Below are 12,836 nucleotides of genomic sequence, written 5' to 3' on the forward strand. Positions count from 1 at the left end.
TACTCAGTGTAATTACTCAATATGAATAGAATATGAACCGGCATGATTTTATACTAGAACATAGAGAGAAAGAGGAGTGAAGTGCATCATGAACTATAATGTTCGCAGAGAATTGACAGGAGAAGGGGAAGAATATGTCGTTCGGCGTGACGGGGAATCGGCGCTCGTAGCGTTTTGCTGTGAGTGGGATGTGGATTGTTATCATAATCCGACAATCGTACAAACGAGTGAGTCCTTTTTAAAGGAGCTAAACGTCTTTCCACTTTATGCGCATATTTTGTGCGAGTATGAGCCAAACCTTTCAAAAGCGGAAGCATCTAAAAGGATCGTGGATGGTACATGGCACGTCGTTCGAAAAATAACAGATTGTGCACAGCTAAAAGAAGCATACAAAGTGATTGCTCGGGACGTTTATAATGGGGAAACAGTTATCCTCACATCCGAAGCTACCGCTTTGCCGACGACAAGCCATCCATCACAGCAACGACAACTACCTGTCATTGATTTTACGTCTGTAGAGCATGCGATGTTTTTCTTAATTATCCAGCTCGACGGCGAATGCTGGGATTTTTTATCGAATCGAAGCGCGCATCCGTTTGAGCGATTGCTCGTGACGGAAGAATGATAAATTAAGGTATGATTTAAAGCGATGAAGTTTCCAAAAGAACGTGATGAAACTGCTAAAAAGTATTCGGGAAGCACGATTTATGTTGTGGGGGATTTGCAAGCATTCAAGGGGTGCAATACGCAACCGTAAATGAACGACTTAACTGTGGGGATATTGAGGGCAATATAAAAACCACCTCGACTATGCAAGGTGGTTAGCGTGCTAATCTACTTATCGTTATTTTTATTGGCGAGTCGCCTTTTTCCCAGTTTGTTGGCCCTTCATTATTTGAAATAAATTTCGTCCAATATTCTCCAGAAACCTTATCAAAAATGATGATATTGTTTTCGTTTGCAGGTAATAATTCATATCTATGTTCGTTGTTTTCATTACCTACATTTGATGATTCATTAGTAGAGGAAAACATTAAACATACACCTACTATTGTGAAACCTATTATAATTGCGAAACCAATAATCAACGAAGACATATAATTTTTCATTTTTTACCTCCTATTCCAATTTAATCTATCTTATCATATGATTCTCTCATTTTAGTCAATCCCCTTTAAAAACAACTTAAATGAAAAAGCCAAAATGTGCCGGTATGGCAGATCTTAGCTTTTTTCATTGTCGTATTTAATAATGTGTGCCAGCTACAGAAGAACTGATTTTTATAATTGACAAAAACAACAACTGTTTAAGGAAAGCAGACTTCAAACATTTAATGATGAAGCGATGCAACCTAAAATGACGTATTTAACAAATAAAATTATGAACGTTATTTTTTAGAATGATAAGTAAACGTTAAGGTTTCTTTAACCCTTTTTTAAACAAAGTTATTGTAAAATAAAAGTAGTATAAATACGAAATAAAAAGGGGAACACGTGTGAAAAAAAGAGTAGAAGTTATAGATGGGCTGAGAGGATTTAGTTTACTCGGCATTTTAGTAGCCAATTTGCTAATTTTTCAGTATGGCATGATTGGGAGAGAGTTTATGAAAGAAAACTTGGCGAAATGGGATCTCGGCGGTTATTATGTGACGAAAGTGTTGATCGAGGCGTCGTTTATTCCGATTTTCACATTTTTATTCGGGTATTCACTAATTAAATTAGTCGATTCGATTAAAAAGCGTCAAGAAAAAACGCGCTGGGTACTAATTCGTCGCGCCATTGGGCTGCTCGTACTCGGTGGCTTGCATGCGAAATATATTTGGGACGGCGACATTTTAACATTTTATGGCGGATTTTTATTCGTCCTATTATTTTTCATCTATCGTAAACCGAAGACGTTATTCATTTGGGCAGGGGTGTTATTTATCGGCATTGGGGCGCTCGTTTTCGGGCAGCCGATTGAGCTGTACGATGAGCAAAAATTAGATACATATCTGATAGAGGAGCATACGGTAAATAGCACTGGTACGTATGCAGAAGTGTTAGATTTTCGCGCTTCAGACGAGTTGCCGGTGTCAGACGAGTTGAGCCTCAGACAGTTAGTCGTTATGCTCGGCGTATTAATTATGTATATGCCGTTATTTTTACTCGGGATGGCGTGTGCGAAGCTGAAATTTTTCGAATCACCAGAGCGCGAAATGCCAATTTATCGTAAGTTGACATCGTTAATTGTCGTCGGCATCGTACTGAAAATACTCGGAGAATTTGATACGAAGTATGCGGACTTCTTCACGACAATCGGCGGACCTATTTTATCAATCGGGTATATCGGGGCATTTGCATGGTGGTATCATGCGAAAATGGCCGAGCTATTGAAAAATGGATTTGGCGCAGTCGGTAAACTGTCACTGACGAATTATTTAATGCAAAGTGTCATTTGTACGCTCGTCTTTTATGGTTATGGCCTCGGCTTCTACGATAAGATGGGCGTGACACTCGGCTTATTATTTGGCCTCGTCGTTTATAGCTTACAACTTTTATGGAGTCAGTGGTATATACGTCGCTTCTCAAGAGGACCTGTCGAGAAAGTGTTACGTATGTGGACGAACTTCTCGTGGAAAGGCTAAATGAAGAGGGACGGTGAAAAATCACCGTTCCTTTTTATAGGCACTTTTTTGGGTATGTGCTAAAATAGAACCCATTCAAAGAGAGGGCGTGTACGTATGAACATTGAAGTGTTTACAGATTTTGCGTGTCCATTTTGCTATATTGGCAAGCGGAAATTAGCGATGGCGATCGAGCAGCTAGGTTTGCAAGACGACGTCCATATAACGTATAAATCGTATCAACTGAATCCGGAGGCGGACCGAGAAAAAACGATTCCACTTTACGAAACGGAATTTTCAAAAGAGACGGCAGCTGAAATTACCGAACATGCCAAGGAAGTCGGACTTACGTATGCTTTTGACCGCGTCCAAATTGGCAATACAGAAAATGCCCATCGTCTAGCGAAATGGGCGAAGACGCAAGGCAAAGAAGCAGCGTTTATAGAAGAAATGTTCCATCGCTATTTTACACAAGGCTTAAATACGAATAGCCATGCCGAACTATTAGACGTCGTAGCATCTACCGGGTTACCTGTAGAGGAAGCGGCAGCTGTTTTAGAAGACGTGACGGCATTTCAAGAGCAACTCGCACAAGATCGATACGACGTACAACAAATTCCTGTGACGAGCGTACCTTTTTTCGTATTCGAAAATCGATACGGCATTAAAGGAGCCGAACCACTCAAAATTTTCGTCGAAACGCTCCAACAAACGAAAGCGTATGTGACGAAGGAACAAAGCTTACAAATTCAAGGAGAGCAAGGCGCAAACTGTTCTGTCGACGGTTGTGAATAGGAAAAGCTTAATAAAAATAACGATGAAAAAAGTAGCGAAAGCTCTCTTTTCATCGTTATTTTTTTATATCAGATAGACTACGGCATCGACCGCTTCAGTGCTGTCGCGATATTTTCTAAAAAATTTGTAATTTTACTCGCACCGTTTAGCATTGGGGATTTACGAGCACTTCATTTGACGATACATGGACTACTCGGTGTTCTGTATATAGGTATCATTGCGACAGTCGTCTGCACGTTACTTTGGACGATTTGTGTAGAAAAAGTTGGAGCGACGACAGCGAGGGTCTTTATTAATTTGGATGCGATTTTTACAGCGCTGCTCGCCTTTGTCTTTTTAGGAGAGTCTATTACGTGGATGCAAGTTGTTGGTTGTTTGATTGCGATTAGTGCGTGTAGTGGCTTTGCTTATTTTGAAAAGCAACGCTCTTTACGGACAACGCTGCAAACGGCATAGGTGATTTTTCTTGTGGAAGGGGAATAGTATACAAAGGAGTGAGAAGAATGAAAAAAATAGGGTACGGTTTAGCCGCTATTTGTTGCGCGGCAGCATTAACGATTGGGACACAGACAACATCGGCAGCAACGACTTCCACAGCACCGAAAATTACGTACAAAACGTACAAAACAAAAGATATTCAATATGCGGTTATTCACAATACGGCATATCAAAAAGTGAATGCAAAAATGTATCAAGATGCGAAAGTAAACTACGCATACCGTCAAAAATTGTTGAAACAATACGCAGCAGATGTGAAGCGAGGAACGGCTTCTAAAAATCAATCATACGTCTTTGCGCAAAATTGTTCGACAGCATATAAAACGAAGAAAAAAGTGAGCATTGCGTGTGAAGTGTACGAATATACAGGTGGGGCGCACGGCTATTCTACATCGGTGAGCTACAACACGCTGAATGGCAAGCAGCTTTCTTTGAAAAATGCTTTCAAATCAGAAGCGGCCTATAAAGCTGGAAAAGCGTATGCAAAAAACTATATTTTAAGTAGACCAACGCATTATCCATTTGCGGACAATAAGTCGACGATTGCCGGTCATCAATATGTGTGGACGAAAAAAGGATTGAACGTACAATTCGATCAATACGATTTAGCGTCGTATGCGGAAGGGAAAAAACTCGTACCCATTCCACAAAAATATGTGAAATAAGACAGTGAAGCCTTGATACGAATGTATTTCAAGGCTTTTTGTATGCTAAAATTCCGAGATTATACACGTGTTTCTTCTTATTTATACTATCGATATAGTAAAAAATGATTACGTCGCATAAAAGCACGCTATTTTAGTAGATAAAAGTAGTAGAAGAATTAGCACGGGCACATAATGATGTCGAAACCGAAACAATATAATTTGTTAGTATTTGTCGAAAGTGTACCAATCTGTAAGAAAAAACACATAGGCAATGCCATCAATCTTCTGCGATTATGGGATGAATTGAAAATAGAACTATTTATGAGAAGGGAGAGAAAGGGGAATTTTTCTTATACTAGTAAAACTTATGTACTTATAAAGATATAGTTTAAAAGGTCTATACTATCAATTTTAGTAGGACTATTCGATTTTTACTGATTTTTTAAAGCGTTTCCATTATACTTTTCTATTGTTAAACGTATTTATTTAGCAAATATATGCAAAAAAAGGAGAAAAAGATGAAAAAAGGATTCGCACAGATTATATTCAGTAGTGGGTTATTATTTGCATCAATTCCAGTATTCGTTAACCCAACAACAACGTACGCAGCGACGAAAACCGTGACAACGTATACAACGACTGACGCAGTGAATGTACGTAAAGGAGCAGGTACGAAATACGCTTCTCTTGGTAAATTAAAAAAAGGTCAAGCACTAAATGTGAAAAAGAAATCTGGTCAATGGTATCAAATTACATTTAACGGTAAGACTGGCTATGTCGCAGATTGGTACGTTAAAAAAGCAACAGCTAAAAAAATAACGAAACCGGTAGCAACTAGCGCGAAAAAAGTATATAAAACGAAAACAGCCGTAAACGTCCGTAAAGGGGCAAGTACGAAATACATATCTCTCGGTAAAACGAAAAAAGGCGAAACGCTAACCGTGAAGAAAAAAGTTGGCGATTGGTACCAAGTTACTTATAAAGGAAAAACAGGTTATATCGCAGCTTCATATGTCGTTGTTTCAACCGTGAAAGCAAAAACAACGGTTAAAACAGCAGCAACCGATACAAATACATATACGACAACTGATGCCGTTAATCTTCGTGTCGGTGCGGGTACACAATACGTATCACTTGGTAAATTACCAAAAGGTGAAAAACTAACCGTGAAGAAAAAAGTCGGTGATTGGTATCAAATTACGTTCAACGGTAGAACAGCGTACGTCGCAGCTTCATACGTGAAAGTAACAGCTCCAAAATCGACGACGAAAGCAACGACAAAAAAAGTATACAAAACGACCGATGCCGTAAACGTCCGTAAAGGGGCAGGCACACAATACGTATCGCTCGGTAAAACGAAAAAAGGCGAAACGCTAACCGTGAAGAAAAAAGTTGGCAACTGGTATCAAGTAACATATAAAAAACAAACAGCATACGTTGCAGCTTCATACGTAAAAGTAACGACAACGACGGTGAAACCAGTCAAAACGAAGCCAACAACTGTTACAAAACCAAACACGACAACGACGAAAAAAGTATATAAAGCAAAAGACGTCGTAAACGTTCGTTCCGGTGCAGGAACATCGTTCAAATCGCTCGGTAAATTGAAGAAAAATCAAACGTTGACAGTGAAAAAGAAATCAGGTTCATGGTATCAAATTACGTTCAATGGCAAAATAGGCTACGTTGCGGATTGGTATGTGACGGTGACGACGGTGAAATCAAATTCATCGACATCGACAACAACAGGTACAACAACGACAGCAACGAATAAGTCAAAAGTGTATACGACAACGAGTGCGGTTAACTATCGTTCAACGAGCAGCATGGATTCGATCGTGCTCGGTACGATTCCAAAAGGTGAAAAATTAAATGTGAAGAAAAAAATTGGTGATTGGTACGAAATTACGTATAGTGGCAAAACCGTTTACGTTTCAGCTGCTTATGTAAAAACATCGACAACGACATCAAACACGACCGCTGACAAAACGACAGCGAAAAAGTATACAGCTGGCATGTACAAAGTAGGAACGGATTTACCAGCAGGTGAGTACAAATTTTATGCGACGACTTCCAAAGAAGGACAAGTCCGTCAATATTCATCTAGCAACAAAAAAGGGCTTACGTTAGACGCTGATTTTGATAATTTTGCGTATTTCACGTTATCAAAAGGACAATACGTCGAAATTAAAAATGCCTACGCAATCGCTGTGAAATAAATAAAGTAAAGCATCCCTTTCCAATTAGAGGGATGTTTTTTTGAAATATAAGTAGTTATAAAGGACTATTTCAGTATGGGCGATAGAAATTCATATTAATTCCACAAATACTTATTTTTATTGATTAAATGCTATTTTAAAACAAAAAATTAATATAAAAAAGAAAAAACTATTTTTTTCGTGAAAATACATATACAAAGAGTAGGGACAATGATATACTCGTTTCATAATTAAGATGACAAAAGTATTAGGGAAGAGGGATTTAGAATGAAAAAAATCATGAGTGTATGTGCAATGGCAATGACAGTAATGGCAGCAAGTATGATCAACGATTCAGTTGCTTTTGCAAGTGTGGACAACCAAACAATTGAAAAGGCTTCTTCAATTCCTAGCAGTACCGAAACGACAGGCATATTTGAACGAGCAACATCTGTGTACTACTATAAGGCGACAATGCCGGCAAATGGTTTATTTACAGTCCAACTTCAAAATGATGGACACGTACAAAAAGTGGAGCTGTTGAATGAAACAGGAACGCACACATTAGCGACGATGCAATCGAACCCGAGTACACTCATTCATCCGAAGCGTGAAATCGGATTAAAAAAAGGGCAGCAAGTGTACATAAAAGTAACGACAAATAAAGCAGGTGCCAAAAAACCGTACGTATTGAAAACGACGTTTAAAGCAAGTAACCAATATGAAAAAGAAATGAATGATACGATTCGACTTGCGAATACGATTGCACCGACGTCTAAAACAATCGGGACATTACAAGGGAAGAATGACGAAGATTATTTCCGATTCACATTGAAGAAAAATGGACAAATTCAAGTGAAGATGGACCAAGCGGGCGAAGCGAAAACGGTGACGGTATTGAATAGTCAAAATAAAGTGTTCGCAAAATTTACGACGAATAATCGTCAATTAAACGATGCAGTTGCGAAAGTAGGTTTACCGAAAGGGACGTATTATACGAAAGTAACGACGGCGAAAAAGGCGGTCGTCCCGTATACGATGCAGTTGAAGTTTACGGCAAGTAATTATTTTGAAAAAGAATCGAACGATACGATTCGTACCGCAAATAGTGTCACACTCAACAAAACGTATAAAGCGACTTTACAAGGGAAACAAGACCGCGATTATTACAAATTTACAGTGAAGAAAAAGAAAACGGTCTACGTCTACGTATCGAATGGGAATTCGGACAAAAACGTTCAATTGTTAAGCCCTACAGGCAAACGTATGGAAACGTTTAAAACGGATTCTGATTTGCGCGGGGCATCGTACATTCGCACGACACTATCAAAAGGAACGTACTATGTGAACGTCTATAACAACAGTTCATATTTTGAAGATTACACAATCAAAGTAAAATAAATCCTACATTCGTATGAAAAAAGGTCGAGTTGTCACGAGGCATCTCGACCTTTTTTGCGTAGAAAAGACGTAAGTTCGATACGATAACGATGCTTTTTGTGTCATCATGCTGTAAAATAAAGGACGAAAGAAGGGATCGGATGGAGATCACGTATCAGCTTATTATCGTTCTCGTCATGATTGGTTTTGTCGGCTCTTTGTTATCGGGGATGCTCGGTATGGGTGGGGCAATTATTAAGTACCCACTTCTTTTATTCGTACCCCCTTTATTTGGTCTTGCAGCCTTCTCAGCACACCAAATATCGGGGATGATTGCGGTTGAAGTGTTTTTCTCTGCGTTCATCGGCATGTGGGCATATCGTAAAGATCATTACATTCATAAACAATTAACGATTTATATGGGGAGTGCGATTGTCGTCGGTAGTTTAATCGGTAGTTTCGGTTCCAGTTATTTATCGACGAGTACGATTAATATTATATACGGTATATTAGCATTACTTGCAGCTGTGCTAATGTTTTTGCCGAAGAAAAAAGAAGTAGCAACGAAGTATGAAGACATCGTGTTTCATAAACCACTTGCGATGATTTTGGCATTCATCGTCGGAATTGGCTCTGGTATTGTCGGAGCGGGTGGGGGCTTTTTAATTGTGCCGATTATGTTGACCATTTTAAACATTCCAACACGTATTACGCTCGCAACAAGTTTAGCGATTACGTTCATTTCATCTATTGGTGGTAGTATCGGAAAGCTCGTCACAGGGCAAGTGGAGTATATTCCCGTACTCATTTTAATTGTCGTCAGCTTTGTTGCTGCACCACTCGGAGTGAAAATAGGGAAGGCGATGAATACGAAATATTTACGTATTTTTTTAGCCATTTTAATTAGCGCAACAGCCGTGAAAATTTGGATTGAAATTCTCTTTAAATGAGCGTAAGAAAAAGGGCAAGTTATAGAGGAATTTACCCTTTTTCTTGCGTTCTTTTTAGAACATATTGAATTCAAAATAAATAAAAACGAGGCTAGGATAAAACCATAGCCAAATAGAAAGGGCGTCATGATTTCAACATCATGACACCCCTTTTTCATATGCGTACTTGTATGGTTCTTTGTTTGGCGCGACGCTTTTCGCGGGCACGGCTCCAACTTATTTTTACGTTCGTGTCGTTCTCACAGAAGTCGCACCTTTCGCTTCGTACAAACTCATTTTAAATAAGCAAAAAGAGTTCCTTTTGAAAAAACAGATAATAAAAATGACGCTGCCGATTGATAGCGTCATTTTTTATAAAATGATTATTTGTTTTCTTTTTTCCAAATATCGATATTGTCTAAATCAGGCATTGATTCTGCATGGAACACAGGATCTTTTCCTTGTTTACGTTGTTTTCGATAATCTTTCAGCAAGCGGAAAGCTTTCCCTTGTAGAAGGAAGATAGCGATTAAGTTAATCAGTGCCATGATAGCCATGAAGAAATCGGCTAAATCCCATACGAGTGATACTTCTGCAAGTGCCCCGAACATGACGAAGGCGAGAACGAGAATACGATATACAACCATTAACGTTTTTGATTTTTTAATGAATTCTAAGTTCGTTTCACCGTAGTAATAGTTCCCGATAACCGAACTGAAAGCGAACATGAAAATCGCAAATGTGAGGAAAATACCTGCCCAATCACCGAGTTGTGTCACGAGGGATTGTTGCGTAATGTCGATTCGTTCGTTCGTACCGGCTGTTTTGTACACATCGCTTAATAATACGATGGCAGCCGTAGACGTACATACGAGCATCGTATCTACGAATACGCCGAGTGTTTGAATTAATCCTTGTTTAACAGGGTGTGAAACGTTTGCTGTTGCAGCGGCGTTTGGTGCAGAACCGAGACCGGCTTCATTGGAGAATAATCCACGTTTGAAACCTTGTACGATTGCGCCACCGATTAAACCACCAATGCCGGCTTCGAAGTTAAATGCTTCTTTAAAAATAAGCGCGAATACGCTAGGAAGTGATGTGAAGTTTAAAAAAACGATTAATAGTGCAACGGCGATATAAGCAATTGCCATGATCGGCACGAGCCATTGTGTCACACTGACGATTCGTTTGACACCACCGAAAATAATCATAGCAGTTAATAAAACGACGACGATGCCGACAACCGTTTTATTAATACCGAAACTATTGTCCATTGAAGCGGCAATTGTATTCGTTTGAACGGCATTAAAGACGAATGCGTAACAAAGCGTAATCGCAATCGCAAAAATAATCCCCATCCAACGCGCTTTTAAACCACGTTCCATATAATAAGCGGGACCGCCTCGGAAGTTGTCCCCATCTTGTACTTTATAGAGCTGTGCTAATGTACTTTCCACGAATGAACTGGCTGCTGCTATGAGTGCCATAATCCACATCCAAAATACAGCACCAGGACCACCAAGTGCGATTGCTGTTGCGACACCGGCAATATTCCCTGTACCGATACGTGATGCAGCGGAAATTGTAAATGCTTGGAAAGAAGAAACGCCTTTTTTTCCTTTGCCATTGACTGTCGCTTTATCTGTTAGGACACGGAACATTTCTGGAATGAATGTAAATTGCATTCCGCGACCTCGAACGGTAAAAACGATACCAACGACTAAAATAATAATAATAATTAATTTTGAATATAAAAAGTCGTTAAGTGATAAAATAAATTGATCTAAAGAACCCAAAATAAAATGACCTACCTTTCTTCCTATCTTAATATAACATAAAAATCCATTAAAAAAATAAATACTTTGATACCCATCTAATGATTTTTTTAATAATTTAGAGAAAATAACTGAATTCGTCGGAATATACGCAAATATATAATAATTTTAAAGGGGGGTATTAAGACATATAATAGTGTATACCCTACTTAAAGACGTTTTAAAATATTTTTTTAATATAAAAGTAAAGTCAAGTTAGCTGAAAAAGATAGAAAATGCACGACATCCTATTACCAATTAATAGAAAAAACCATTTCCTTTCAAAAGGAAATGGTTTAGATGTGTTAAGGTGCTTTAATCGTTGCTTTAAATAAATCACCGTCGACTTGTAATGTGACGGCTGTGCCGTGTAAATTAGCAATCGATTGAGCAATTGCTAAGCCAAGACCAGAGCCTTCTGTATGACGAGAATCATCGCCACGTGTGAAGCGGTCCATTAATTCGTCTAATTCTTCGGGGAGTTCGAAGGCAGTGACATTTTTAATCGTCAACGTGCCATTTTGTAGCTGTACGTGAATGCGTGTATGTTCCGTACTATATTTGATTGCATTGCCGATTAAGTTATCAATCATGCGTGCCCATTTCGCAGCGTCCACTGTGATTGGGTAACTTTCTGTGTCGAATTGCGTACGAATCGTTAAATGTCTCGCTTCGGCAAGCTCTTGTTGTTCACCGACGAGTTGTTGCACCATTTGTACGTAATCAATCGATGCTTTATGAAGTTCTAGTTGTCCAGATGCCATTTTTGAAACGTCAAATAAATCATCAATTAACACTTTTAGTTTTTGTGTTTTTAAATCGAGTACGTCGACGTATTCTTTTCGCTCATCCGCTGTCAAAGCAGGATTTTTTAATAAATCCGTATACGTCATCATCGCCGTAAGTGGCGTTCGCAAGTCGTGGCTGACATTCGTAATCAATTCGGTTTTCATGCGTTCACTTTTTTGTTGCTCGGCATACGAATGGTCGACACCCGCTTCGAGCGAAGCAATGCGCTGTGAATGTTTCGCTAGTGGAAATTGACCTTGAAGCGGCTTCATTTGTTGTTCGGTTTGGCGCATGACCGTGTTCGTCGCCGCCATATTACGCCATGCGATGAACATCGTCGGAAGCATGACGACAAGCCATAAAATGAAATAAATGGAAAGAAGTCCAGCCGTCCCATCCATACTAATAATCATCATGCCCAGACCCGCTAGGAAAAATGCCAACCAAGAAAACAGTAATAAGAACGCTTGGCGTGGTTCGTAAAAGCTATTTTTAAAAATCGTTTGGTTGCGTCCGATCCATGAACGTTTTTTCCATTCATGGCGTGTACACGTATAGACGATGCTATAAACGAGGTGTAATAACATGTAAATAAGCAGCGTAGAAAAAACGAGCGTCATTGCTGTTTTATAGTATAAATTCGGCATATTCGTATGGTAATCGAGTGTGCTCGTAAATGAAGCACCTATGAGAAGACCGATTGCTATAATGACAAGTGCTGCAAGAAGTTGTAGCTCAAAATGTCGACCGAATGGTTTGAATTGTTTTCGAGTAGTAATGCTAAAGTAAATAGCCACCGCAAGTGCCGCAATACCGAGCCATTTTAACCATTGAAGGAATACGTATTTCGTATGGTAATCCGCTTCGTGGAAATAGATTGGTTCATTTTCTGTTGAAACATACACCGTTCCTACGTAGTTTTTAAAATCTTCGGAAATGTAGTTGAAATACGTTTCGTCATAGTAGTCAAATTCACCAAGTTTGTACGGATGACTTTCCGTACTTTTAAATTCGAATTTTGTCGGCTTATCTTGAGCAGTTTCATTCGTCAATACGTCACCCGTTTTGATATTTTCAAGTCGATAAACGGCTTGAATATCATTTGGGGCACGGAAGTTTTCTAATTGGCTTTGTAATTCTTTTCGATTTTGTTTCAATAAAATTTTACGAACGTAGGCATC

At 39.1% G+C, this 12,836-nt stretch carries 11 protein-coding genes; 8 read left to right on the forward strand and 3 right to left on the reverse strand.

Annotated elements, in window-relative coordinates; genetic code table 11:
• Positions 1-88 precede the first annotated feature (88 nt).
• Positions 89-625: a hypothetical protein gene (locus tag KSHG_RS08935; RefSeq protein ID WP_010304734.1), complete on the forward strand. Its 537-nt coding sequence runs from the start codon at positions 89-91 to the stop codon at positions 623-625.
• 196 nt (positions 626-821) lie between these two features.
• Here the strand turns inward: KSHG_RS08935 and KSHG_RS08940 are convergent, their stop codons facing one another.
• Entirely contained in the window at positions 822-1,109 is a 288-nt protein-coding gene (locus KSHG_RS08940; protein WP_010304738.1) for a hypothetical protein, read from the reverse strand.
• 386 nt (positions 1,110-1,495) lie between these two features.
• Here KSHG_RS08940 and KSHG_RS08945 point away from each other — a divergent pair, with 386 nt between their 5' ends.
• The 7 genes from KSHG_RS08945 (at position 1,496) to KSHG_RS08980 (ending at position 9,073) form a co-directional block, all read left to right on the forward strand.
• Positions 1,496-2,626 carry a DUF418 domain-containing protein gene (locus KSHG_RS08945; protein ID WP_042231628.1) on the forward strand — a complete coding sequence of 377 codons (1,131 nt, stop codon included), beginning with the start codon at positions 1,496-1,498 and terminating at the stop codon, positions 2,624-2,626.
• A 96-nt stretch (positions 2,627-2,722) separates the two neighbouring features.
• A complete protein-coding gene (locus tag KSHG_RS08950) occupies positions 2,723-3,400 on the forward strand; it encodes a DsbA family oxidoreductase (protein ID WP_010304747.1) in 678 nt (225 codons plus the stop codon).
• A gap of 129 nt (positions 3,401-3,529) precedes the next feature.
• Positions 3,530-3,856: a DMT family transporter gene (locus KSHG_RS08955; RefSeq protein ID WP_235728367.1), complete on the forward strand. Its 327-nt coding sequence runs from the start codon at positions 3,530-3,532 to the stop codon at positions 3,854-3,856.
• A 47-nt stretch (positions 3,857-3,903) separates the two neighbouring features.
• Positions 3,904-4,563: a PdaC/SigV domain-containing protein gene (locus KSHG_RS08960; RefSeq protein ID WP_010304755.1), complete on the forward strand. Its 660-nt coding sequence runs from the start codon at positions 3,904-3,906 to the stop codon at positions 4,561-4,563.
• A gap of 500 nt (positions 4,564-5,063) precedes the next feature.
• A complete protein-coding gene (locus tag KSHG_RS17515; protein ID WP_010304763.1) occupies positions 5,064-6,764 on the forward strand; it encodes an SH3 domain-containing protein in 1,701 nt (566 codons plus the stop codon).
• A gap of 267 nt (positions 6,765-7,031) precedes the next feature.
• Positions 7,032-8,144, forward strand: a complete 1,113-nt coding sequence (locus KSHG_RS08975; RefSeq protein WP_010304768.1) for a pre-peptidase C-terminal domain-containing protein — start codon at positions 7,032-7,034, stop codon at positions 8,142-8,144.
• Positions 8,145-8,284: 140 nt separating this feature from the next.
• Positions 8,285-9,073, forward strand: coding sequence for a sulfite exporter TauE/SafE family protein (locus KSHG_RS08980; RefSeq protein WP_010304772.1), 789 nt, complete (start codon positions 8,285-8,287; stop codon positions 9,071-9,073).
• Positions 9,074-9,435: 362 nt separating this feature from the next.
• Here KSHG_RS08980 and KSHG_RS08985 read toward each other — a convergent pair whose 3' ends face one another.
• Both KSHG_RS08985 and KSHG_RS08990 read right to left on the reverse strand, forming a co-directional pair.
• Entirely contained in the window at positions 9,436-10,848 is a 1,413-nt protein-coding gene (locus tag KSHG_RS08985; RefSeq protein ID WP_010304775.1) for an alanine/glycine:cation symporter family protein, read from the reverse strand.
• A 323-nt stretch (positions 10,849-11,171) separates the two neighbouring features.
• Positions 11,172-12,812, reverse strand: coding sequence for a histidine kinase dimerization/phospho-acceptor domain-containing protein (locus KSHG_RS08990; RefSeq protein WP_010304777.1), 1,641 nt, complete (start codon positions 12,810-12,812; stop codon positions 11,172-11,174).
• Positions 12,813-12,836 lie beyond the last annotated feature (24 nt).

Origin of the sequence: Kurthia senegalensis, from assembly GCF_000285595.1 — a bacterium.
Taxonomy (GTDB): domain Bacteria; phylum Bacillota; class Bacilli; order Bacillales_A; family Planococcaceae; genus Kurthia; species Kurthia senegalensis.